The following is a 25,133-nucleotide window of genomic DNA, read 5'->3' on the forward strand; positions in this document are numbered from 1 at the left end:
CCTCCTATCCACACTCAATGCCAAGCTGCATATTCACTTGGCCTCATGCCCATTTCCCGTTTAAACAACTTAATGAAATAACTTTTATTCGCATATCCCAGATACTCGGAGATTTCTTCCACAGTCTTTCCTGACTGATTAAGCAGCTCTTTTGCCTTCTGAAGCTTTAGCATATTTACATATTCAATGAAATTCTGGTTTGTTTCCCTTTTGAAGAGGCGACTGAAATAGCTGGCATTCAAGTTCAGGCGTCCTGCCATGTCTTCTAGTGTTATTTTCTCCGTTACATGACTAATCACGAACTGCTGGGCTTTGATAACCTCGCTCCGTTTGGACTTAATGGAGAATATACTTATTTTCCGAGCTAATTCCTCCAAGTACTGAACTAACCAATCTTCCAAGTGCTCAAGAGTTTCAATGTCACCCACCACGTTAAACAGCTTCTCTTCAGCCATAGGCAGTGGTGATTGCAGCAGTTGTTTCGTCTTCATCTGCAAATCCATCAGCAAGCGGAGTACACATTCCTTGACTTCATTTGGATGGAATTTTTGCGAGGCCACCCATTCTCTCCATTCCTTGATATGAACGCGAAGCTCCGTGTCCCTGTTCAGAGCAATATCATCATTGATAACAGCGTACACACTTCCATACTCGGCATAAATATCTTCCTTTGAAAAGCAAATCTCTTCAAAACGGTGGATTCCTGCCGTAGGAAGATAAAAGCGTTGAATCTTCTCCCTTAGCATCCGCTGCAGTGTTCCTCGAATCTCTTCAGGACTGCGCGCCTCAGCGCCAAAGATGCAAGAGACGGACAGCTTTAGATATTTCTGCACGGCAGAAGCTGCATTTTGAATAGAATGATAGATTGCTTGGTGGTCTTTAGATGGCTTGTCACTGCAAAAGAGAATGACAATTTCCTTATTACTGTATCTCGAAATAAATAGACTGTGATCAGCCTCAAGCACTTCCTGCATGATATTCTCAACTGCAAAAGAAATCGTATATTCACTCATCCGGCGTACCCTTGAAACTTCCTCCGGACGGTCAATCACAATAACCAGCGGAATATAATTTTTGGCATGGATCATAATTCCGTTTGACCGGGCCTGTTCGATCCAAGCCTCCTTGTCCCAGGATTGATACAGTGTATCTTTTAGAAACTTTTCCTTAAGTGCGGCACGGTTTTGAGACTGCTTTTGCTTATAAACGAGCATCTCTGTATGCTGCTGCCTATTCAGACCCACTTCCGTCACAAGCGTTCTGAGTGCTTGCACCAACTGATCGATATCCAGTGATTCCTTTAAAATATATTCTCCTACGTTTAATTTCAGCGCCTGCTGAGCGTATTTGAATTCGTTGTGGCAGGACAAAATAATCGCTCGGATTCCAGGATTCACTGCTCTGAATTTCTCAAGCATCTCCAGTCCGTTCATCTTGGGCATACCAATATCGGTAATAATCAAATCCGGTGGATTCTGCTGTGCTTTTTCCCAAGCCTCAAGACCGCTATAATAACATCCGATGAGTTCAATACCGATCTCATTCCAAGGTACGGCCTGCGACAAATAACGGATAACCGGATAGTCATCATCCACCAAGATTGCCGTCAGCATTCTCCACACCTGCCTTTCCATCATCCAGAGGAAACTCCAAACAAATCTCCGTACCCACATCAGGTTCGCTTTGGATATTCAGCTTGAAAGAAGCGCCATAAATCATACTGAGGCGTTGGGCCACATTACGTAAGCCTATACCGGAAAAACCTTTTCTGTCTTCTTCTGCTATTTGCTCGCTGCTGTATGCGGTTTCACGAAGTCTTTTTAAATTTTCCGGTGACATGCCGATGCCATTATCCTTAATCGTGATCACCAGCGTTCCTGTAGTTGCAATTATATGAGCACCAATGTAAATCTCACCACCAAACTGCTCGAAACCATGAATAATAGCATTCTCGATCATAGGCTGAATCATAAACCGGGGTACCAGCGCTTCAGCACTTCCATCCGCTAAATTCATCTCTAGCCTGACCTGATTCGCGTGGCGAAAATTCATCAACGTCACATAATGAGATATCGTGTCTGTCTCCTCGCGAAGCGGGATAAATTCATTGTCCCTGTTAAAGGTCATGCGGAGCAAAGACGACAGCGAACCAATCAGCTCAGCGTTCTCCTTGTCTCCTTGCATCAAAATATTTAACCGGATCGAATTCAGTAAATTAAACATAAAGTGTGGATTGATCTGTGCCTGCAGCATTTCTAGCTCGGCTTTTCTTTTTCCCATTTGCTCATAAGTGATTTGTTCAATCATAGACTCGATACGGTCTAGCATTTGGTCGATGGTGCGGGCAAGCTGAGCTGCCTCATTCTTCCCTCGAATGAAGGAACGTTCGTCCAATTGACCACGACCTATTCCCTTTACAAAAGCACTTAATTTTACGATAGGCTGAGTTAGTTTAGAGATAAGGACGGTTAAGAGCACGGAAAACAAAGTAAAGAAAAGAATCTGCACAGCCAAGCTGATAAATAAAATCTGTTTATTCTTCGACAAAGCAGCCTTCATTGGAATAATGCTTACCATCCGCCATTTGTTGCTGCTCAGCTCCTGGTCAACATATAAGAATTTCTCCCCATCGATTTCGACAGTGTCAAGCACACCATCCTTCTTCCACCATGTCGTCAATTCACCAATTCGGGCCTTGTCAGCATGCGACACGACAGTACCTTTATCGTCCAAAAGCATCATTTCTTTACCGTTATCATTATTTAGATAAGGACGGAGTTTACGCTCATTGATGTTAATAATCATATATCCGATCGTACTGCTGGAAGTTGATTGAATGGGTCTCGCAATGGTTACCCAATTAGTTGAGCCCTTATCCGAGTAATTATAGTAAGTATCGTGTTCTGCTTTCCAATAGGTCGAGATAGGTTGAATTTGTTTCATCAGCGACATCCATTGCTCGTTATAAAAGGTTGTCGGATTAAAGTCACTATAAGGATAGCTGGTATAAATAAATCCATTTTTTCCGATTAGCGTCACTTTCAAATATTCGGTTAATACGAACATATCATCCAGCATCCGTGACATACGGTTATACTGGATGATCTCCTTCGCTGAACGTAGCGTCTCTGGATCGGCGGACATCATCTGCCTAATTTCATTGTTCTGGAGCACGAAATTTGACTGCTCTAGCGTCTGTTCAAAAATGGCATTCATATTGGCACTGGACGCATTGAGGGATTCTCTAGCGCTGCCAACGGCCTTCTCCAGAATCAGATCCCGAGTTAAATAATCTGTAACCATGTAAATGCAGACCAGTGGAATCAGTACGCAGATCAGTGAAGACCAGACAAGTTTCATTCGAAGTGATTGATGCTTTCTAAACACGGATGACAGGCCCCATATCTGTTTGAATTTGGAGCAGGAGGCAGAAATGCTTTCCTGCCCCCACATTATAAGCCCCCTAGGGGAAGCGTACAATCAGTCTCCGCCTACTTTCCGCTGTTGTTCTGAACGACTTCCGAGATTTTTTTATCAATATTGTTAACTGTGACATCCAGATCCTGTTGGCCGAGGAGATACATCTCTGCTTCTGGAATAACGTTGTTCTTAGCTTCATCCGCATATTTAGCGGGAACTTGCGTCGCACCAGGTGTCGAGTTCTCCATCGTAAATTTCAGGGAATCGACATCAATCTTAGATGGATCCTTGGAACCATTCACAATCGTATCCACCAATTTATTCGTATCTGATTTCGCCCAGCCAGAGAAGACACGCCCTCCAATTTCCAGTCCTTCTGAGGTATACCAGCGCACAAAGGTATAAGCAGCTTCCTTATTCTTCGATTTAGCAGCTATCCCCATATAAGTCGGCTGCACAGGTGAGTAATGTTTGCTTTCACTATCCAATCGAGGGATTGGAGCAAACGCTGTAACGAAAGTTGCCGGAATAGCCTCCGTTCCTCCCGATTCCGCAACCATCCAGTCTCCCATCGGAAGCATCGCTGCTAAACCATTGAAATACTGATTCCGGTAGGCAAGCTTCTGCGAAATAATATCCTCATAAGGAGTGGCACTCTTATCTTCGTACATCATTTTCTTCATCATCTGTAGATTAGCCTTAAACTGCGGGTCTAGCGCATTCGAGGTTCCGTCAGCTTTTAGAAATGTGTTATCCTCAGGCTTACTCATCAGCTGGAGCTGGAAATAATCCGGCCAATTATGCAAATATGCGCCAAATCGCTTCGTTGCACCCTCACCCTTGGTCAATTTCTTCGCATACTCTTCGAAATCAGCCCAAGTCCAGTCCGTCGGAACCGGCAGACCAGCCTCATCTAGCATTTCTTTGTTAAGGAGCACGAACCAGCGCTGCATAGAAGACGGCAACGCATAGATTTTGCCATTGACCGAAGTGTCTACCAGATATTCATCGGAGAGCTTATACCCTTCTTTCTGAATATATTCATCCATTGGTGCTAACAAACCGATATCTGCACGCTGCGAATAGTTGGTATAAGGCAGTTCGACAATATCCAGCGGGTCACTTGCAGCAGCCATCAAGTCCAGCTTTTGCATGGAGGCTACAGAATCACCTTTTTCATTCAGTAGATCTACTTCTACGTGTATGTCGGGATGCGCCTTCTCAAACTCTGCGATAATCGTGCTCCATTTCGCTTTCGCTTCCGTCTGCCAGGTACTCAGCTTCAGCGTAACCTTCTCTGCAGCAGGCTCTTTATTCCCACCAGCTTCAGGCGCATTTGTCGCCCCTGCATTATTGGTTTTCGCATTTCCACCGCAAGCGGCCAATGACAACGCCATCGATGAGATAACAAGCACGGATAATAATTTCTTTTTCATATAGACCCTCCTATAAATGTGTTGGGTATACCTCGCTTTACAGCTAGTGCTATGTAACTGCTTACAAGAACATCCTAACATGCGGGATAGACGAGGAAAGTTCTCATATTCTACCGAAGAGAAACTATTTTGACTTTTATTATCCCTTCACGCCTCCGAGGGCAATTCCCTCAATAACTTGCTTCTGTCCGAGAGCAAAAATAATTAACAGAGGCAAAATTGCAGATACCGCACCAGCCATCATGAGTGAATAGACATCGCCGTATTGATCCCCAAACAACCGAATACCCAACTGAATCGTAAACAACTCTTTAGATTTCAAAAAAATGAGTGGATACTGATAGTCGTTCCAGGTCCAGATAAACCGCAAAATAGCATAAGTGGCTACAGCCGGACGGATTAACGGAAATGCAATTTGTAGAAAAGAGCGAAAATGACCTGCTCCATCCATCCGCGCCGATTCAAGATACTCGTTGTTTACCCCCATAAAAAACTGCTTGAGCATAAACGCACCGATAATACTAAAGCTGTTAATTAAGATCAATCCTATATGCGTATCAATCAGATTCAGCCAGTTAAACAGTAGAAACTGTGGAACTAACGAAGCCTGCGGAGGTACCATATAAAGGGCTAATACTACTACAAACATCGCATCTCTACCCGGAAAACGCAGCTTGGAGAATCCATAAGCAGCAAGTGCGCATATCAGCACATTAATTATAGTCGTCGCCAGCGTAATATAAATGGAATTTCCGTAATAACGAGCGAAATCACCTGACCACACCTGTTTGTAATTCTCAATAAGATTCCACTGCTGCGGCAGCCATTGTATTGGAAAATTAAACACATCTTTCTCCAGTTTAAAGGAAGTAGATAACATCCATAGAAACGGTAAAAGAAATGCAATACCTAGCAGTCCCATTGCGATTGTCCAGAAGGTTCTGGATAGAAGCTCTTTTCTCACTGTAAATTCTCCTTTCTGCCTTTAATAATTGACCCATTTTTTTTGCGCTAACATCTGCAGGGCTGTAATGATCAGGCAGATGAGGAACAGGACAAGTGCCATACTAGAGGCATAACCCGTCTTCAACTGGTTGAAGGCAGTGTCATATAGCTCATATACGATAACTGTCGTGGAGTTAGCAGGTCCACCTTGTGTCAGTACTTGTATTAGATCAAAGATCTTAAAGGAGCCAATGACCCCAGTAACCAGCAAGAAAAAGGTGGTCGGCGAAATGCAAGGCACTGTGATATTGCGAAATTTCCGCCAGACATTGGCGCCATCAATATCAGCCGCTTCATAAAGATCCCTTGGAATACTCTGTAAACCCGCGATAAAAATAATAATGTTATACCCGAGCTGAATCCAAATCTGGATGAGCATAAGTGATGGCAGAGCATAATGAATATCAGCCAGCCATTTCGGCGGATTATCCCATCCCAGCGACATCAGAAATTGATTAACAGGTCCCAGCGAGGGATGAAACATAACCTGCCAGACCATAGCGATAGCAACTACACTGGAGATGTATGGAAGGAAATATATTACTTTAAACAAATCCTTCAGGAACACCTGTTTATCAATCAGGATAGCCAGCAATAGCGCAACGATGATCGTAACCGGAACTGTGATAATAAAGAGCAGATTGTTCAGCAAGCTTTTCATAAAAGCATCATCATGAAACAGCCTTATGAAATTATCCACGCCCGCGAACTTAATCCCCCCTAACCCAGCCACAAAGTTCCAGTTCGTGAAGCTTAACAACAGTGAGCCCAGCACCGGGATCAACGTCAAGATGATCAGCCCCAACATCAGTGGAGCGACGAATAAATACCCGGCGATCGCTTCGCGCGTATCCATTTTAAGATGAAATTTTCGTATCATAGTTCTCCTCCTTTACTTATCCATAATTGTAGAAAAAGTAAGCCTTAATCATAAGAACTATAATTGTTCATTTTGGAACTAATTTTACCGATCCTTTAGTTGCGAAACCTTTTAGACAACCAAGTAAAAACACCTTTGGCGTCCTTATAAGGACGCCAAAGGTGTTTTTGCGAGAAATATAAGACATAAAGTATATTGTAAAACTTATACTTTCTTATAATTGCAAAAAAAGCGCGAGCCAAGCTCCCGCCATCCACTACATTTCTATTTTTCCACGCATAGTAGAGATCGTTTTACACGGACGCAACCTCTACAACACCTTTTCCATCCCCGCCCGTACTTTTCAGCTTTTTACTAAAAATAATAAACAAGATAACGCCCATCAAGCTCGTTATAACTTCTGTTATGGTCATAGACCAGATCACGCCGTGAAGTCCAAAGACAGAATGTAATACGATAATCATAGGGATAAACAGTACGCCTTGTGTGATGGCCATAATGTTAGTTGGAATCCCCTGTCCGGTCGCTTGAAAAATACTCATGAACAAACCCGTAAATCCATTAAATAAAGCAGAAATCAGCATGGCTACCAAAATATAAGTTCCCATACTTAACACCGAAGGATCATTAGAGAAGAAATGTAGAATCGTTCCTCTGAACAAAAATACCAGACCTACAAATACAACAGCAATACCTCCGATATAGGCAAAAGCATGCTTAATCGTTGATTTAAGTCTCGCCATATTTTGACTAGCAAAGTTAAACGCAAACAGTGGAATCAATCCTAAGAATAAACCCATTGATAAAAATTCCGGAACCTGCACAATTCTTAAGGCCACACCAAATCCAGCAACCACATTCTCCCCATATTGAATCGCAAAGTTATTTAACAAAAGCGTGCTCACAATCACAAAACTAAATTGCAATAACTCCGATACACCTATTTTGTACACTTCTAATTGATCTCGAACAGATATCTTGAAATGCTTCAAAAATCCTCTTAAGTGCTCACTTTTCGTTTCTAAAAAATAGACATAATAAATCGCGGAACCCACATTCGCTAAAACCATTGCCAACGCAGCACCTGCCACATGCCAGTTCAACACTAGAATAAAGAGGGGATCAAAAATTAAACTTAAAGCCGTACTGATGAAGATGCCATACATCGATTCCTTCGAGGCACCTTCCGAACGGACTAGCTGCTCCAAGGCAAAATTAAGCACAATGGCGAATCCACCGGCAAAAAGAGTCAAAGCATAAGCCTTAGTAAAGTCTAGAGTAGCAGCATCCGCCCCCAGCAATCGCGTAATTGGATCAATCGCTAACATCGCCATTAGAGCAATAAGAATACCCACTATAATGCTGCCATAAAAAGTGTATCCGGCAACCTTCTTTCCCTTCTCCGTATCTTTTTGCCCTGCCAGCCTTGTAATAAATGTTCCTCCACCTACGCCAAGCATATTCCCAAAGGCCATTAAGACTGTGAAAATGGGCAGACCCAAAGTAATGGCCGTCAGCATACTAGTATTGTGGAGTAAACCAATGAAATAAGCATTGATTACATTATAGATGGTACCTACAGACATCCCGATCATCATAGGAATAGATAAATGAGCAATTGCTTTCTTGATCGGCGCCGATTCTAAATAATATTGATTTGAACCTTCTGTTTCCATGATTCTTCCTCCAAACTTTTATAGACTTGAATTAACCTTTTGCAGTAAAGACTTTAAGGTTGCAGTTTCTTCCGGACGGAGTGCTTTTGTAATGCTTGCTTCTACCTCAGAAAATATTTCATTGAACTCCTCGACCAAAAGAGCACCCTTTTCCAAAACAAAAATACTCTTCTGTCGTTCATCATTCTCAGGTGTGACACGTTTGATATAACCTTTCTTTTCTAAACCTTGGAGCATACTGGTGATACTTGCCCCTTTTCTATTAAAGACCTCCGCCAAATCCTTTTGAATAACACCTTTTTCTTGATGCTCAAAAATATAGCCGATCATGCGCCCTTGCTGTGAATTCAGACCTAACTCATTTAGTCTGGCATCAGCTGTACTTTTTAGTTTCATCCCGATCTCTCGAATCAAATTAGAAAAGGGTGTGTTTTCAACGTGTTTATTCATAATTATTTCCTCCTCAATCGAATTAGTTAGAACTCTAAGTAACATCATTATCATAACAGTTAGAACTCTAACTGTCAATGTTCTAACTAAATAAGCAGATTTAATTCTTCTTTAAAAGTAAGTACGTGATTGCAGTGAATATTTGGACTTCCGGCCACTTTTCCTTTGTAGAGTGTTTTTTAGTTCACCTTATTAAAAAACGCTCCTCTCCAGCACATGCCCGTAGACATGTACTGAAAAGGAGCGATTAGAGAAACTTACTTCACAAGTTCTTCCAGCTTTCCGAATAAAGCGGTTTTCGATTTCAGCTTGGACGCGTTACCGACCACAGTGAAATAATTCTGTTCCGTCACAGCCTTAAGTAAGTCGGTGTACTGTCTGATGTCTTCCGGTGTTGTCGACAAGATTTCATCCCGTTCTTGCTGGAGTTCAGCCTCCGTCACCTGTTCGAAATAATGCCGGTCCGCCCGCCGTCCCTGAGCACTCGGACTTAGCGGCTGGTCCAGCATGGACAAGGTGCCGATAATTGCTTTGGTCATCTCGTCGGCATCTGCTTCATACCCTTCAGCAAAACGGTACGCCTGATCATACACCTCCAGCGTCTCCTGCAAATTCGGATCACGGTAGGAAGTGAACATCATTATCCCGTCTCTGCGCAGAATCAGATTTCCGCCGTAAGCACCACCCTTCACACGCACCGCATTCCATAGATAGGTAAGGCTCAAGATTTTTTTAAGCACCTGCATTTTTCCTGAATATGTGAATCCTAGCTTAGTGAAGTTGTATCCCTTGACCACATACTGCACCTGACTGGAAGACATGAATCCTTCATTGTCCGCATGACCTTGCGCCGTAATCTTAGGCATATCCACTACCGGTTGGTCCTGGATATCTAGCTTCGCAACATTATTGGCGAGTTCCTCATACAAATCAGTTGTTCCGGTCACGCTGATGATCAAATTCTTTTTATTAAATAAAACCGCACAGATATTCTTCAGTGTGTCTGCTAGCTGAGCTCCCTGCTGATCGAACGTCTCGGCAAGCTCGCGGATAAAGCGGTAATAAGTTACGCCGCCCTGTTGTTCCTGATACGCTCCCATATCCGAGAAATAGGACATCAGGCGGCTGGCCGCAATATCATTCCCTCTTTGGTTCAGAATCGATTCCATCTGCGAGGCTTCCCGGCGGACGATTTCCTGCAGCTTAGTCAGATTATCGAGCGCACTAGTATAAAGCATCTCTCTCAGCAGATCCAGCGACTCACCAATATGTCCTGCCATTACTTTCACCAGCGCACTGAATTTGGGCTGATAGCTTGCCCCGTTGGTTTTTGCTGCGCCAAAGATCTCATTCCTGAAGTAAATGCCCCCAGTTTTGATCCCGATTTCACTGGTGAGCTCTTCGATGCTGTAGGACGCAGTCTCCATTTGACCTAATACCTCTGCCAGCAGCACTAAATAAGGGATTTGCTCAGGAGCGACAACACTCGTATCCCAATAAAACTTGCAGTAGGCAATCTTCTGGGTAGCTACCTCATGATGAATCACCGTTATGTCCTGATGGGAATGTTCATAGGTAGGTACTTGCGGTTCTATACTTCGGTTAATATCCTGTAGGGACAAGCTTGGCAGCTTCTGCAAATCCTCGGCTACATCTGGACGGCTCTGCCGTGCCAAGAGGTTCTGTGTACGCTGAACCAGCTGCGCCAACTGATCTGGTTGCAGTGACGCTTTGTATTCACTCAATTGATGCTGAGCGGATGCTTCCTTTTCAGCGGCGATCGTCTTGGACGGGTTCAGCACCACCACACTGCAATGATCACTGTTCAGCAAATAGACTTCAATCAACTTCTCAAAATAACGATCCGCCAGCTTTTCCCGAATGGCAGTGAACGCCTCTTCATATCGCATATGATTGGTAGGCTGACCGTCATAGAGCCAGGATTTCATCACTTCGATATTGTAAGTAAGACCTTTCGGATACTGATTAAAGTCCGCTTCCCTCAGTTCAAATTCCTTGCTGTTGACTGCTGCCAGCACCAGCTTCTCATCCAGTCCGTCCTGAGCCAAACGCTTTAATGTAGTCTTCACCAGCTCCACGAAGGCATCTTTGGAGGAGGCATTGGAATGCGTCAGCGTAATGCCAAGCAGCGGCTGAACCATACTGTCGGAATAAAAAGCAAACGCATCCTTGCCCAGTCCGCTTTCGAGCAGGGCTTGCTTGAGCGGAGCTGCGTTGCTGTCCATCAGCATGCTTTTTAAAATATCAAAAGCCAGGTTCAATTCCCGATCTGTAGAGGTTCCAATCACATAATTCAGACTCAGGTAAGTCTTATCTGTGGCAGATTCGGCTTCCAGGATCGGATAATCCGCTACCAGCTCCGTCATTCCAATCGGCTTTTGCAGGGGGATGGATGTATCAAAGTTGTTTCGTTCATAAGATCCAAGATATTCCTGATCTATAAATTGCAGCTTTTCTTCAATATTAACGTCTCCGTAGAGATAAAAATAACTGTTCGACGGATGATAATAATTGCTGTGCGCCTTAAGAAACTGCTCATAGGTTAGTGCTGGAATCTCCTGTGGATCTCCACCTGAAGAATGACGGTAGATTGTGTCCGGATACAATGACTTTTTGATTCTATCCATCAATACCGTTGTCGGTGAGGAATAAGAACCCTTCATCTCGTTGTAAACCACGCCTTTATAGATAAGCTCATCTTCGGGATGCTGAAGCTCGTAATGCCAGCCTTCTTGCTCAAAGATTTCTTGCTGCTTATAAATATTCGGCTGAAAGACACTATCCAGATAAACCTCCACCAAGTTAGAGAAGTCTTGATCGTTCCGGCTCGCCACTGGATACATCGTCTTATCCCCAAACGTAAATGCGTTCAGGAACGTCTGCATCGAGCCTTTCAGTAATTCTACAAAAGGTTCCTTGACCGGATATTTCTCCGACCCACATAATACGGAATGCTCTAAAATATGAAAAACACCCGTGCTATCCTCAGGCGGAGTTCTGAAGCTTACGCTAAAGACCTTGTTGTCATCCTGATTCTGCACGAACAGCAGCCTGGCGCCACTCTTCAAATGTTCCATCGTGAATACGGCGGAATCGATCTCCTTAATAAATTCCTCATTAATGACCTGAAATCCATAATAAATGTTCCATGTGATCAAACGACTCATAGATTTCCCTCCTCTGTTTAGGGATATGTAACTCTACATGAGCTTATCATATCCCTGGACATTAATTCCATCAGTAGAAGGCTTCCGGGATTAATTTCTGCAATCTGATTAAAATTGCCGCCGCTTGCTCACGCACCAGAATCTGCTTTGGATCAAAGCGACCTCCGCTGCCGGTCATCACTTCATGTTCATTCACAGCCTGAATCGCATGGCGGCTTGCCTCTGGTAAGCCCGTCGTATCAGTAAACTTCACACGGTCTGGGCTACCGTAGGTAGCTAACCGTACGGCTTTAGTAACCATAACTGCCGCTTCTTCCCGTGTAATACCACGGTCCGGTTCGAACTTGCCGGATGAAGGGCTAACGATCCCCAGTTCCACAGCCTTGGCGATAGTACCGCTGTACCATTTGCCTGCCTGGACGTCCTTAAAGCTGGAGACGGCCTTGGCATCGGGAAACTCATGCAATAGCCGCAATAGCAAGGTTAGGAATTCAGCTCGGGTCAGCTTCTGCTTAGGAGCAAGTACATTCCCGCTGGCACTCACGCCCTGAATATATCCGCTGCTAAGCGCCATCGCGATATCCACGCGTGCCCATTCCGCGGCTTTCCCCGCATCAGTAAAGCTAGCTAGTTCAGGGGAAGAGACATGCAGCGCAAACGTTCGTTTGGATAGCGCTGGTGCGTCATCTTTGCGATATTTGGTGACTAGCACAGGATAGACACCGGGCTTCATTCCGGCAAAAGACACCATCCCCGTGCTGTCAGCCACTACGCTTTTTCCTTGAAGGGTCACGGTAACGCCAAAGGCAGGAAGACCGCCTAGTTGGTTGTTTGACTTGGTGATACGGAGGGAAAAAGGCATATTGGCACTTGCGTATCCCCCCATTTCCTGACCATTCTTGTCTTTCCATTTCACTTCCATCCGATCAAGCAGCTCTGTATCATTCGCGTAATAGACGAGCAGCTTGTCTCCATCACCAATCGTCAGCCTAAAAGGACTATTCTCGGGATATAACCACGCACTGCCCCCGCTGAATACAGCAATTTTCCATTCTCCGCGCCCATTGTACCGCCCGTTCTGAATCCCCTCTATAGCGGTGAAGGCTGGTTTAGCTGCATCCCCATTTAGCTTATAGGCAAGACCTTTCGTCTGTAAAAAAGCTGCGGCTACCTTCACTGCATCACCACCGGCAACACGCCCCTCAGCAAGGGTGCCGCCACCAGGACCTTCAACTTGAATCGTTGCCCGGTCAAGGCCGGTATGATGCAATCCGCTGTACAGCAATCCAGCCTGCTTGGATAATAGCTTATACGAGGTCAGGGCTAGATAGGCTTGCGCAGTCGCAGGACCCTCTTTCCCCCCGCCTTCTATCTGTGCAAAACCGCCATCAGAAAGATTCCGCTTCATTAAATGATCCAGCAGCGAGACCCCTTTTTCCTTGGCGAAATTCGCTGCATCAACTCCCTGCGACGATAAAGCAACAATCACCTGCGCTGTCGTTACAGTCTTACCGTCGAATCCACCGTCTAGCTGCTGCTTATCTTTCAGCCACTGCAAAGCCTTCAGGACAGGCTGCGCCGTTTGTTCCGATCCCATTTCCGAAGCGAGTGCCGTTAACGCTAAGGCAGTTGCTACCGGATCGCCTTGCTTCTGCCCGGCCAGCGGCCAGCTGCCATCCGCCAATTGCATAGCGAGCAACTGAGAAAAGAGCATATCGGGATAACGGTTTGTCCACTCCATTGAATTGGAAATAGAGTTTTTCGAGGTAATATAGACGGCTGCCAATGCGGCTGCCCCTTCCGAATCGATTCCCGCATGGTTCATCAGGAATGGATATAAATCAATACCAGCGATATTGTTCATGTTGCCACCCGCAGCACTATAAGCTAACGCTGTCCGGGTTAAATCAGCCACCTTGGCGAACTTCCCCCGCCGCTCCAAAATCTTGTCAGCCGTCTGCCCCAAATACCCATCAGGCAGACCATGCCCATTCTTAAAGAAGCCTACGGCTGCTTCGTCCGGAAATGGCTGTATCGTCATCAGCACATTCTGAGCCCCTTCCAAGGCTCTCTGCATCTCCGCAGTGAACAAAGCAGTTGTCTTCTGAACCGTAGACGTCTCTGCCATTACCCTGCCATTCAGCAGTATAAGTGATAGACACAAAGCAATAAGCGTAAACTTCCTTATCGTCCGGTTTAATTGTGTTGCTCCCATATCCATTCTCCTCCAGTGCAGCTTGTTAGAACCTATAAAGATTAGACGCAGCTAAATGGAATTTTGTTACTATCTGTGTTATGAACATACAGCCATTACAAAAAAAAGACCGCAAAGCCACCCACTGATGTAGTAGCCCTGCGATCTTTTCAATTAAATACCTAGAATGATGAAATCCTAATTAAAATCCCGTTTTTGGAATCTCTACTGGCACAAACTCATAGGGTGCTGCCCTCCCCATCCGAACCTGATACATCTGTTCATGAGCCCTTTTTGCTGCTTGAACGAAAGGTATATAGGGCTGGTTACAGACATCCACTACACCGATTTGATAGTTTTCTCCATCATAACGTCCGAGCACCGGCTGATCATTCCACTGAAAATAATGAACTCCGATGAGTTGTGGGATGGTTGCAGCCTGTTCCACAAAATAACGATACGCTCCCCCCCGCTCTTCCTGAGTTGCCACAGCTCGGATTCCATAAGCCAGCATGCCTCCATCGGCCGCACCAAAATGATATTCTCCAATCATCACTGGTTTGTTCAACCTGCTGCTAATATGTGCGATTTGCTCCTTGTCTGGGCTGAACTGATAACAGTTTAATGAAAATACATCAAACCACTCACAGCCCTCCAGCACATCGTCGCTTCCCACCCAGGCATAGCGCATGCCTAGATTAAGATGATTTGGGTCCACCTGCTTGCAAAGACGCGCTGGAACTTCCACATACCGACGAATCATGACCCGGTTAAACTGTGAATAGTCTGCTTCACGTACGGAATTAGTAGTAATCTTCATAATATTGCTTACATCGTATAAGGACTCAAAATCCTCATAAGTACTCTCCCACGCTATGTTCCATTGCTCCACTGTTCCGTACTTTTCACCAAGCCATTTGATAAACTCCCTCTTACTGGCATAACAGACCGGAGAGTTCAGCATCAGTTCCGTCAAATCCAGATCATCCACGAATGCCCAATGTGGCTCATTGCGCATGAAATAACCGACCATTCGCTGATCATCCCTAAGAGGAAGAAGCTGTTTTGCGAAACGCTCCGCATTCCGCTCATACTCTTGACTAAAGACATCCGGGAAATCACGGAAAATGGTTTGCTCCGTCGTAGGAAAGTCCTCCAGCGGGTAAACATATGGAAGCTCTGATCCACTAATAAATCGATCATTGGACCAGTTACCGATCGTGTTAAATCCCCATTGTCTTAATCGGTAATCCGTCAAAGCCTCCCAATCAGAGCGCCACCGTTCACCGAATGCCGTGATCAAGTTGGCAATCTCAAAGCTAAACTCGCGACCTTCTTGGGACCAGGCTTCTTTATAACTTCCTTCCTGATCCGGCAAAGGTGGGACCAAGTGCTCCATACCCTTAATCCGCATCGGACAAGCTGGACCTACACAGTCCATCCCCGTACTGAACAGGGCATATCCATCTGGATCGACAAACCACCAGCGGCTGTCATCAAACTCTGTACGGAAATATCCGGTTGCTTCGAATCTCAACCCCTTCCAGCCTCCGTAACGGCTGAGGTCCCCTCCACTGAAATCAGCTTCAGTGGCAAGCTGTCGCTCCGCATGCAGCTGATCTCTCAACGCCTCTAAATCAACCGTTTTTCCTGGCCATTCCCTGCTTTTTAATTGTCCCATCTCATCTATAAAAGGGTGATACTCATACTCGAAGATTGGCTCAGATTGATCAAGAGCGAGTCCACTGATTTCCACGTTTCTACTCGTTGTCGAAGGAATTGTCTCAACGGTGAATCTAGTGATTTGGTTACGAGCGATACCCGCATCTCCTCTCAGGACCGTCTGCATCACGCCTGGATATCGAGGGAGGAACAGCTTTTCCCCATTTAAATGGGTTAACGGTAAACAAATTTTCGTTCTTACACCAGGTAGAATGCCTAAATGATAAGTTATATAGCGATTATCCTGATCATAGAAACTGAACAGCAAGACCAGAACGTCATGAGACTCATGATAAACCTCTGCGTTAACGTAACTATAGTCAGACCAAATAGAACTGTCCAAATGCCCCGCCTGAAGTTCAACTCCTCCACCATCCGGTGTTGTGATCATCCGAAAACCATTAGAAGAGAGAGCATCAAGTTGTGTATGATTGTCCGCTTCAAACCAATCCACAGGGAAGGAAATAGATAAGCGCATCAATGTACCTCTTTTCTTGTAATCTGTTTACCTTACTGAAATCAGTTGAAAAAGCTGTGGGTCTCCACCAAGCCGAGGATCATGCAAGTGTTTCGGTTCAAGGCTCACACAGCCCCAGCCATTTCGTTTCTCTCCTGCCACTGTAAGGACTCTTCCGTCTCTGCTGCCGATGGTTAGCGAACCCTCTTCTGTCTCTGTAAGCAACCATAGAAATTGATCTTCTTGATCCAGAGTGGGCACTAATATCAAGGAATTCTCTGAACCGATAGCTACAGTCATTTCACCGTTTCGAAGCCTTGCCGCGCCATCCCTACCATAATCAACTCTCCATTGCTGTTGCTTATCCGTATAAGAAAGAGTACGGACTTCCAGATTATGCACTTCATCAGGATCAATCGAGTGATTCCCTGACGCAAGATAAAGCTCCATCCCTACACTCTTCATCCTGAATAGCCCACTGCCAGTGCCGCATTCCACAGCTACTATTCCTTTGCATGGGTCAATCCATGTCCGATCTACCCAGTCTAGTGACATTTCACGATCAGAAGGAAAGCTGAGCGGTAAAAATACATAAGAGGAGGCGTAATAATCCGTAGGATCCCAGCGGTCACCTACATATAAATAAGAGCACTGATTATTGTCCTTTCCTGCAATTGGAACTATGAATGCCGGCTGGCTGTCGTATGTTGTAATGTCACCTAATGGCATCAATGGTGACCAGCGACCCGTCAGCTGCTCCGCCCAAGCATAGGCTCCCTGATTGGGTAACCAACCCGTACAGGCGGATGAGATGAGAAAATAAACACCATGGCGTTTCATTAATGCCGGAGCTTCGCGTGCTTGTCCCGGCCATAATGTTTTGACCTGCTCTTCTATACTTAGATAGTCAGGCGAAAGACGATACATGATAAGATCCGCATTCTCCCTTGCCGCCGACACAAAATAAGCCGTGCCATCGTCATCTTGAAACAGAGTACAGTCGCGTGACATGTTACCTACCGGATTAAAGCTGCCACGAAAAACATACTCTCCATCAACCGTCCCACAATCCGCTATCGCGCAGCGAGCATCAGAATAGTCTCGTCCATTTTCCCAATGCATCCACATCACAAATCTTCCTGTAAGTTCGTTATAGAGCACTTTCGGGCGCTCAATGACCGCTCCAGTCCCAAATCCCCGGTTCTCCGCATCCCTTGGTTCAAGCTCCAAAGAGGTTCGGTGATAGATCGTTTTTACTGGTGAATCCAGTGTAAGTACATCTTTGCGCCATTCCCAGTTCACTAAATCCATTGAACGATAACAGCTCACTTTCCGCCGATCTCTACGGTTCTCGCCAAACCAATAATAATATCCATCCTTACAGAGCATGTGACCACCATGTGCATGAACAGGGTCTCCATTCCTATCCATAAGCGGAGCGATGTTCACCAAGGCTTCGCATTTCACGTTTACGTCCATTTTTATCCTCCATGGAATCCAATTTATGAAACAAAAAAGCAGGTCCGGCCAAGGATGACCTTAACTGAACCTGCTGCTTTAGAAGAAACTCTTCATTAGTAATCCTATAGAGCTTATTTCAACCCCATTTGAGACATTACATCAACCTTGCTGGCATTGTTGTACCATTCATTAATTTCTTCAGTGATTTTCGTGCCACCTTTTTCATGCCATTGTTTTACGAAATCATCGTACGCACTTAGCGGTTCCTTGCTGTAAATAATTTTGGTGAAGACCTCCTTTTCCATCGTATTCAATTGTTCCCATGAAGTCTGCATAGTCTTAGTCGGTGGTCCGTTGAATGCGTTTGGAAGCAAGGCTTCACTATTCTCGTAAGAAATTACATATCCTTCTTTGGTCGTTTCATCATTCGAAGCTGATCTAATCAAGACTCCATTGCTTGCTTCCGTGCCTTTGGAAAGATCATAGAAAGATTGGCCTGGACCATCCACACTTGGTGTATTCTTGGTAAATGCCATCTTGCCCACACCTTGAGCAGCATCCAGCGGAGTATTGAACTTCTTGGAATCAAAGACTACTTCATCATTCACAATATCGTAATCATATCCCTGAGCATAACCATACTTGAAATCCCCGGTACCAAAGGCAGCATCATAAAGCTTGTCATAATACAGGAAGAAAGCTTCCATATTGTTAAAATCTTTATTGAACATGAAGACACCGTCATTTTGTTGACCTGATTGGTAAGTTCGATCGCTATTTACACCCTTAATGGTTGGATAGGCTTTAATTTTAGCGCCTTTTACATTGGTTTCCACATCTTTAACACTGCCATAGAGCCAAGGACGCCCCATTATAATCCCTGCTTTTCCTTCAGTGAAATCAGCCAGTGCATCCCATGCACCCTGAGTAGCCAATTCCTTATTTAAATATCCCTTGGAGTACCAATCTTGAAGTTTAGCTAACGCTTCCTTTGTACCGTCAGCAACAGAACCATAGGTAAGCTTTCCATTGTCGTTGTACCATTGACCTGGGAGGTTCTTTCCTGTGAAAGCACTAAAAATCATAACAGAATCACTTACCCAACCCGTGTTATAAGAGTCTTTTCCTGAGAAATCAAATCCATAAGTATCGTTCTTTCCATTACCGTCCGGATCATCATTCGTAAAGGCAGCGATAACCGTTTCAAATTCTTCTATTGTAGTTGGCGCTTTCAAATTTAATTTATCTAACCAGTCTTGACGGATAAGCAGGACCTGACCTTCAGTTAGATTAGGGGAGATCGCCATACCATAAACCTTGCCGTCCTGTACGACCGGATTGAAGGTGGTTGGATATTGCTTATAAATTTCTTTTAGACGATCCGGCATATATTTGTTAATATCATCCGCAATATCTTTTACAAGCCCTGATTGAATCAAATCGTTCTCTAGAGAGGTATCATACACAGGCAAGACGTCAGGGAGCTTCTCAGAACCCGTAAGTGCTAAACGAAGTTTTGTATTGTATTGGGACGCATCACCACCCAAAAGGGTAGTTTGAATGTTAATCCCTAGATTATCGACACCCCAACGGGTTAGCACATTGTCATTCAAACTCTCGCCATTGATATATTTACCGGCATTCTCATCTTGTTGCTTGGCAATGCTTATAGTAATTGCAGGATCATATTTACCATCTTTGAGCACGGATTTTGCAGCGTTAGATTCTTTGCCATCAGAGCCGCACCCCGCAAGCAATCCCGCCATCAATGCAGTGGTTGTAAGTAAGACACCTGTTTTTTTCATCGATAATCTCCTTCAAATTAAAATTTTTATTTGTTTGCTCCTTATTCTTTTACCGCACCCAGAACGATACCTTTTACGAAGTATTTTTGCAGGAAAGGGTACACCAGGATGATCGGCAGTGTGCTAATAAATATTTGGGCAGCCTTTATACTTTGTTCTGACAAAGCCGCCGCTTCGGATTGACTAAGTGCCATACTCTGCGCTGAACCTTGTACAACTACGGTCTGTAAGAACGAAGCTAACGGATAATCGGTTGTATTCGACATATACAAAATTCCATCAAACCAAGCATTCCAGTTCCCAACCATGATAAACAATCCAACGGTTGCCAATCCGGGTAAGGAGAGCGGAAGATAGATTTTCCGGAAGATGACGAAGAACGAAGCTCCATCGATAAACGCCGCTTCTTCAAGCGCCTTGGGGATCGTCTTAAAGAAGTTCATAATCAGAATCAAATTGTAAGCTCCAAAAGCACCTGGAAGAACAAGCGACCAGATCGTGTCTTTTAATCCAAGCTTAGTGACTAATATATAAGAAGGAATCAACCCGCCCGAAAACAACATAGTGAATATAAAAATCCACATTAAAGCATTGCGTCCCCGAAAATCTTTCGATAAGGCATACCCAGCAGTCGTAATAATGAACATACTGATGAATGTCCCCATAATGGTTCTTATCACGGAAATCCACATGGAACCCGTAAAGTTAGAGTTATTAAAGGTTTTGACATAGGCATCCACATTAAAATCAACCGGCCAGAAGGATACCAAATTACCATTAATCGCCGTCTTACTACTAAATGATTGTGCTAACAAATGAAGCATTGGTAGTAAACAAGATAATGCTACCAGAATCAGAAGGATATGATTGAAAATCGAAAATATCCTATATCCTTTGGACTTATAATACACTCCCACTCCTCCTAAAAGTTTTTTAAGCGATACTTCAGTACATCTTCTTTATAATAGACTCGCTTAAAAAACGTCGGTTTAGAATATTTTATAGTTGGCAACCTTGTATGCAATTCGATAGGAAATAACAATTAAGATGAAACTGATACCCGATTTAAACAAGCCCACAGCAGTACCGAACCCGTATTGACCATTCAATAATGAGGAGCGATAGACGTAAGTATCAATGATATCTCCCGTACTATATACAAGCGGATTGTATAAGTTGAAAATCTGATCGAATCCAGCATCTAGAATATTACCAAGACTTAACGTAGCAATTACAATGATCATCGGCATCATACTTGGTAGCGTAACATGACGTATTTGCTGACGCCGTGAAGCACCGTCTATCTCAGCAGCCTCATAATAAGAAGGATCAATTCCTGTAATGACCGCCAAGTAGACAATCATGCCAAACCCAAAGTTCTTCCATAAATCACTAATAATGATCGTAGGTCTGAACAGCGTCGGATCGCCCAAAAAGTATATCGGTTTGATTCCCAATAAATTCGTAAGAAGGTGATTGATACCGCCGTCAAGACCTAAGATATCGATCATGATTCCGGCAACCGTTACCCAAGATAAGAAATGCGGTAAATATACTAACGTTTGGATACTCTTTTTAATCCCCATATTTCTGATTTCACTTAAGAGGATTGCCATGAAAATTGGAACGATAATCCCGACTATAATTTTGATTACGGCAATAATAAGAGTGTTGTAGATAGACTGCGTCGCTTCTTTATACTGAAATATTCTCGCGAAATTATCCCACCCAATCCAAGTTGAACCTGTAAGTCCGAGCCACGGCTTGTAATCCTGAAATGCCATAATCAATCCAACCATAGGGCCGTATGCAAAAATTAGAACGAATACTAATGCCGGGATACACAAAATGTACAAAGGCCAATTTTTCTTGATTTCCTTTTTCCAAGGATTCTTCTTTCTCTTTAGAACGTCGACTTTTCTCCCCTGTTTGACCTGGGTATTGATTACCTGTCCTATTGTGCTTACCCCCTTCTACATGCTTCATTCTCAGTTGCTCATTTCTTTCATGTTTAATGATAACAAAAGCGCTTTCATGCTAAAATGTCTCAATCTAAACATCATAGCCACACGCTAAACATGTTTAGAAACGCTTTCATTTCGAGAATTCTATTTCCTTTTTCTTTTAGAAGTTATGGATTATTATGTTCTTACATCTCTTTATACTAAATCTAGGAAAAGTCAGTCGTAGCGACAGGGGAAATGAATATGATTAAAAAAGTGAATATGAAACGGTTCATATACTTTTTCGTCTTTTTTCTTTTGCTTACATTAAGCTTGTTTTTCGTGATGAACTCCCTTGGATCAAAAACCATTCAAGAAAGCTTAGTTAACTCTTCCAAAAATCAGCTTGCCTACACGGAGAGCATTATGAACGGGATCATATCAGAGGCAAGCTTATACGGCATCCAGTATACCGCTGACACCTCCGTCCGCTTCTATCAGGGCCGAATCCAAGAGTTGAACGTTTACGATGCTCAAATGAAAAAAAACGATATCTACGATCGGATATCGGCTCCACTTCTCTCTAGCCAAGCCGTGGAATCCATAGGAATATACTGGAAATCGGATGGCACCTTTATTTTCACTGGTCATGATTCACTAGCCAAAAGGCCCTTTGAGACAGTAACTCAGCGAGGTTGGCAGATCGTGAATAACAGTTTGTATTATTTTTCGATTTATCCGTATATTCATGAGCCTACAAATCCCGCAAATATTCAATACATTGTGGGCGTTAAGTTAAAAAAAGAATATTTAGCAAGCCTGCTTGAGAAAGCGGTTAACGGCGAGAGCTCCAATGCCTTTTTACTCGTAAACAAAAGCTTAATGATAAGTAATAAAGCCGTGGATAGCCATATCGAGGCAAAGGTCAAAGAAACGATTACACCCAACACACAAGAGATACTAAAGTTTGATTATCATATCAATGGTGACGATTATTATGTCCTTTCTAAGTATATTGAGCCTATCGATACGTACCTTGTCACCTATACGCGTATGAGTGATTTCTTGAATCCGCTTAACCAGAATAAACAAGTTTTCTTTGTCAGTATCCTAGTTATTCTAATCATTGGGCTTATCGTAATTTTTATGTTCTATCGAAATTATTATAGAAACGTGTATCTTCTAGACAAGAAGTTCAATCAAGTGGAACAAGGGAATTACAGCACCCGAATTAGTGAGAATCCGGACAATCAGTTTTATAGTTTATTTAAAAGTTTTAACCATATGGTGGCCAAAATCCAAGCTCTATTTTCTTCACTAAAGATTGAAACTGAGCTTCGAAGAAACGCTGAAATAAAGCAACTTCAGGCCCAGATCAATCCACATTTCCTTTATAATAATTTGTTCTTTATTATGGCTGTGGCAAAAACATCACCGGAAGCTGTGATGCAGATGAGCAAGCATTTAGCAGAATACTATCGTTATCTGACAAAAATGAACTCAGATGATGTCACACTTGCCTCTGAATTAAAGCTTGCGGATCATTTTTTATCCATAATGTCTCTTTCCAAAAAAATAAATTATGATATCAACCTGCCCCCAGAGCTGGGAGATCAGCGTATTATGCCACTCATAATTCAGCCTATTGTCGAGAACGCGATTCAACATGGCATTGAAGAGCATCAAGGCGCTTATCGCGTTTCTATAGATGTAAAACCTCTCGATACCGGGGCGATGATAATTGTAGCTGATGATGGAAAAGGACTTACACCTGACGAAATAAGCCAGCTAATGATCAGACTTGAGAATGAATCTCCCCCTGAAGGAGCTAGAGGGATCGGTCTTTGGAATATTCATCATCGCCTCAAAAACGCGTATGGCGAATTAAGTGGACTGCGCTTTTTCCTCAATGATTGGGGCGGTTTATCCGTTCTGGCATTCATAGATTTCTCGCTTGAAGAAGGAGGACAACATGCGATTATTGATCGTTGATGACGGGCATTACATTGTTGAGTATTTAAAACACCTGCTGGATTGGAGCAAATTCGGGATCGAACATGTTGAGACTACAACAAATTCAATTGAAGCCAAGGAACTCCTCAATCAAAATCATGTGGATATTCTGATTACAGATATTCGTATGCCTGAAGTATCAGGCATTGATTTATTGCAGCATATACATGAAATGAAGATCAAAACTAAGGTAGTTTTTCTCTCCGGTTATTCACAATTTGATTATGCACAACAAGCTATCCGTCTCGGAGCGCTAGATTATTTACTCAAGCCCGTGGATAAAGAGGATATGGAAAAAGCTATGAGTCAAGTAATTGAGAGTATTGAGAAGCAGTCAACAGCCTTAGTGGAATGGGAAAAGCTAGATGGTCTTGGTTACTTACTGTCCGTTATTAGTGAAAACCCCTCTGCATGCAATGACTTTAGCACCTATAATACTGCTCTACGTAATAAACAATTTTGCTTCTTTCATATCCCAAATTCGACTGAGAAAGATGAGATGACGCTTAGAGACAATTGTGACGGTTTGGAAAGCTTTATTTGGAGCACTCCCTCGGTTATCACAGGTATTATTCAGAAGTCTAATACCGTGAGTCTCGCAAGTAACATCCCTCCTATAGCTTTTTCAGAGGTGTTTGAGTTTTCTCAGAGGAATACTGTTCGGCATATCTTTCATCACTTCTTTTTCAATGAAAATGTAATGGTCAGTGACTTTGCCATGTTGCGTGACCTTGCTATTCTTCCCAAATTAGAACCCGGAGAATGGGAGCTTACGAGAAAAGATTTAATGAAGAACTTTGCTAAGCTCACATCACGAAAGCATAAGTGTCTGTATGTTCTGGAATTGATTCATATGTTGTATTGCATAACCCCAAAGATACAATTAACCGAGGCGCCAGACTGGATATTCAATCAATTAACAGATCCGGGTACAGCTCTCCAATCGATCTTGCAGAGCATCACCCAATTAGATAGAAGTGCTAAATTCTCCAATCACAATATTGTGCATACGATTCAAAGCTATATCTCCGATCATATTAACGAGTGTTTGAGTCTGGAGGACTTAGGAAAAATTGTTCACCTTCATCCGGTGTACCTGTCTAAATTATATAAGCAAGAAACGGGTGAAAATTTATCAAGCTTTATTTCATTCAAAAGATTGGAAAAGGCCTCCAAACTATTGATCGGTTCAAACTTACATGTGCTCGATATTTCACATCTAGTCGGATACAAAAAGCCTCAATATTTCATTAAGCTATTCAAAGATCAGTATGGTATCACTCCCTATCAATATCGAAGACAACAGATTAAATAATCTGTGATTTGTGACGAACCCCTCCTTTACTTTGTTGATGAGATTCACCAAAGCGTTTACACTTAAGATAAAGTAAATTCTCTTTAGTAAATTATTGATCTATACTCAAAAGTCTTTCTGGAAAGGAAAGCTGCTAATGTTACGTTCCTCCTACACCTTTCGCTCAGA

Annotated in this window: 16 protein-coding genes; 2 read left to right on the forward strand and 14 right to left on the reverse strand. The window is 43.4% G+C overall.

Going from position 1 to position 25,133, the window contains the following annotated elements; all coding sequences use genetic code 11:
• Window positions 1-14: 14 nt before the first annotated feature.
• The 14 genes from ACDZ28_RS30940 to ACDZ28_RS31005 all read right to left on the reverse strand — a co-directional run bounded on the left by ACDZ28_RS30940 (window position 15) and on the right by ACDZ28_RS31005 (window position 21,493).
• Window positions 15-1,637 (reverse strand): helix-turn-helix domain-containing protein, encoded by a 1,623-nt coding sequence (locus ACDZ28_RS30940; RefSeq protein ID WP_375103572.1) that lies wholly within the window; start codon window positions 1,635-1,637, stop codon window positions 15-17.
• The gene (locus ACDZ28_RS30945) at window positions 1,588-3,453 is read right to left on the reverse strand and encodes a sensor histidine kinase (RefSeq protein WP_375103573.1); all 1,866 of its coding nucleotides are present in this window, start codon (window positions 3,451-3,453) and stop codon (window positions 1,588-1,590) included. The genes ACDZ28_RS30940 and ACDZ28_RS30945 overlap by 50 nt, the downstream gene beginning before the upstream one ends.
• Window positions 3,454-3,491: 38 nt before the next feature.
• Entirely contained in the window at window positions 3,492-4,856 is a 1,365-nt protein-coding gene (locus ACDZ28_RS30950; RefSeq protein WP_339287533.1) for an extracellular solute-binding protein, read from the reverse strand.
• A gap of 139 nt (window positions 4,857-4,995) precedes the next feature.
• Complete coding sequence (locus ACDZ28_RS30955; protein ID WP_060626659.1) at window positions 4,996-5,778, reverse strand: carbohydrate ABC transporter permease; 783 nt, start codon at window positions 5,776-5,778, stop codon at window positions 4,996-4,998.
• A 63-nt stretch (window positions 5,779-5,841) separates the two neighbouring features.
• Complete coding sequence (locus ACDZ28_RS30960) at window positions 5,842-6,741, reverse strand: carbohydrate ABC transporter permease (protein ID WP_042130036.1); 900 nt, start codon at window positions 6,739-6,741, stop codon at window positions 5,842-5,844.
• Window positions 6,742-7,034: 293 nt separating this feature from the next.
• A complete protein-coding gene (locus tag ACDZ28_RS30965; RefSeq protein WP_076117140.1) occupies window positions 7,035-8,417 on the reverse strand; it encodes an MATE family efflux transporter in 1,383 nt (460 codons plus the stop codon).
• An 18-nt stretch (window positions 8,418-8,435) separates the two neighbouring features.
• Window positions 8,436-8,867 carry a MarR family winged helix-turn-helix transcriptional regulator gene (locus ACDZ28_RS30970; RefSeq protein ID WP_042130040.1) on the reverse strand — a complete coding sequence of 144 codons (432 nt, stop codon included), beginning with the start codon at window positions 8,865-8,867 and terminating at the stop codon, window positions 8,436-8,438.
• 257 nt (window positions 8,868-9,124) lie between these two features.
• A complete protein-coding gene (locus tag ACDZ28_RS30975) occupies window positions 9,125-12,055 on the reverse strand; it encodes an insulinase family protein (RefSeq protein ID WP_375103574.1) in 2,931 nt (976 codons plus the stop codon).
• 70 nt (window positions 12,056-12,125) lie between these two features.
• Window positions 12,126-14,270, reverse strand: coding sequence for an S-layer homology domain-containing protein (locus ACDZ28_RS30980; RefSeq protein ID WP_375103575.1), 2,145 nt, complete (start codon window positions 14,268-14,270; stop codon window positions 12,126-12,128).
• 181 nt (window positions 14,271-14,451) lie between these two features.
• Window positions 14,452-16,449 carry a beta-galactosidase gene (locus ACDZ28_RS30985; RefSeq protein WP_375103576.1) on the reverse strand — a complete coding sequence of 666 codons (1,998 nt, stop codon included), beginning with the start codon at window positions 16,447-16,449 and terminating at the stop codon, window positions 14,452-14,454.
• Between the two features lie 27 nt (window positions 16,450-16,476).
• The gene (locus ACDZ28_RS30990) at window positions 16,477-17,907 is read right to left on the reverse strand and encodes a family 43 glycosylhydrolase (protein WP_375103577.1); all 1,431 of its coding nucleotides are present in this window, start codon (window positions 17,905-17,907) and stop codon (window positions 16,477-16,479) included.
• A 113-nt stretch (window positions 17,908-18,020) separates the two neighbouring features.
• Window positions 18,021-19,694, reverse strand: coding sequence for a hypothetical protein (locus ACDZ28_RS30995; RefSeq protein ID WP_375103578.1), 1,674 nt, complete (start codon window positions 19,692-19,694; stop codon window positions 18,021-18,023).
• Between the two features lie 41 nt (window positions 19,695-19,735).
• Window positions 19,736-20,605, reverse strand: coding sequence for a carbohydrate ABC transporter permease (locus tag ACDZ28_RS31000; RefSeq protein WP_375103579.1), 870 nt, complete (start codon window positions 20,603-20,605; stop codon window positions 19,736-19,738).
• Between the two features lie 78 nt (window positions 20,606-20,683).
• Window positions 20,684-21,493, reverse strand: coding sequence for an ABC transporter permease (locus ACDZ28_RS31005; RefSeq protein ID WP_375103580.1), 810 nt, complete (start codon window positions 21,491-21,493; stop codon window positions 20,684-20,686).
• A 408-nt stretch (window positions 21,494-21,901) separates the two neighbouring features.
• Here ACDZ28_RS31005 and ACDZ28_RS31010 point away from each other — a divergent pair, with 408 nt between their 5' ends.
• Together ACDZ28_RS31010 and ACDZ28_RS31015 are read left to right on the forward strand one after the other, a co-directional pair.
• On the forward strand, window positions 21,902-23,629 hold the full coding sequence (locus ACDZ28_RS31010) for a sensor histidine kinase (RefSeq protein WP_375103581.1): 1,728 nt from the start codon (window positions 21,902-21,904) through the stop codon (window positions 23,627-23,629).
• Window positions 23,610-24,965, forward strand: a complete 1,356-nt coding sequence (locus ACDZ28_RS31015; protein WP_375103582.1) for a response regulator — start codon at window positions 23,610-23,612, stop codon at window positions 24,963-24,965. Before ACDZ28_RS31010 ends, ACDZ28_RS31015 begins: the two co-directional genes overlap by 20 nt.
• Window positions 24,966-25,133 lie beyond the last annotated feature (168 nt).

The organism is Paenibacillus sp. RS8 (assembly GCF_041956825.1).
Lineage (GTDB): Bacteria > Bacillota > Bacilli > Paenibacillales > Paenibacillaceae > Paenibacillus_AQ.

What these genes read in the sequence shown, in the direction of transcription:
- ACDZ28_RS30940 (WP_375103572.1), bottom strand. Translation starts at nt 1,637, where the DNA reads ATGATGGAAAGGCAGGTGTGGAGAATGCTGACGGCAATCTTGGTGGAT.
- ACDZ28_RS30945 (WP_375103573.1), bottom strand. Translation starts at nt 3,453, where the DNA reads ATGTGGGGGCAGGAAAGCATTTCTGCCTCCTGCTCCAAATTCAAACAG.
- ACDZ28_RS30950 (WP_339287533.1), bottom strand. Translation starts at nt 4,856, where the DNA reads ATGAAAAAGAAATTATTATCCGTGCTTGTTATCTCATCGATGGCGTTG.
- ACDZ28_RS30955 (WP_060626659.1), bottom strand. Translation starts at nt 5,778, where the DNA reads ATGGGACTGCTAGGTATTGCATTTCTTTTACCGTTTCTATGGATGTTA.
- ACDZ28_RS30960 (WP_042130036.1), bottom strand. Translation starts at nt 6,741, where the DNA reads ATGATACGAAAATTTCATCTTAAAATGGATACGCGCGAAGCGATCGCC.
- ACDZ28_RS30965 (WP_076117140.1), bottom strand. Translation starts at nt 8,417, where the DNA reads ATGGAAACAGAAGGTTCAAATCAATATTATTTAGAATCGGCGCCGATC.
- ACDZ28_RS30970 (WP_042130040.1), bottom strand. Translation starts at nt 8,867, where the DNA reads ATGAATAAACACGTTGAAAACACACCCTTTTCTAATTTGATTCGAGAG.
- ACDZ28_RS30975 (WP_375103574.1), bottom strand. Translation starts at nt 12,055, where the DNA reads ATGAGTCGTTTGATCACATGGAACATTTATTATGGATTTCAGGTCATT.
- ACDZ28_RS30980 (WP_375103575.1), bottom strand. Translation starts at nt 14,270, where the DNA reads ATGGGAGCAACACAATTAAACCGGACGATAAGGAAGTTTACGCTTATT.
- ACDZ28_RS30985 (WP_375103576.1), bottom strand. Translation starts at nt 16,449, where the DNA reads ATGCGCTTATCTATTTCCTTCCCTGTGGATTGGTTTGAAGCGGACAAT.
- ACDZ28_RS30990 (WP_375103577.1), bottom strand. Translation starts at nt 17,907, where the DNA reads ATGGACGTAAACGTGAAATGCGAAGCCTTGGTGAACATCGCTCCGCTT.
- ACDZ28_RS30995 (WP_375103578.1), bottom strand. Translation starts at nt 19,694, where the DNA reads ATGAAAAAAACAGGTGTCTTACTTACAACCACTGCATTGATGGCGGGA.
- ACDZ28_RS31005 (WP_375103580.1), bottom strand. Translation starts at nt 21,493, where the DNA reads ATGGTTGGATTGATTATGGCATTTCAGGATTACAAGCCGTGGCTCGGA.
- ACDZ28_RS31010 (WP_375103581.1), top strand. Translation starts at nt 21,902, where the DNA reads ATGATTAAAAAAGTGAATATGAAACGGTTCATATACTTTTTCGTCTTT.
- ACDZ28_RS31015 (WP_375103582.1), top strand. Translation starts at nt 23,610, where the DNA reads ATGCGATTATTGATCGTTGATGACGGGCATTACATTGTTGAGTATTTA.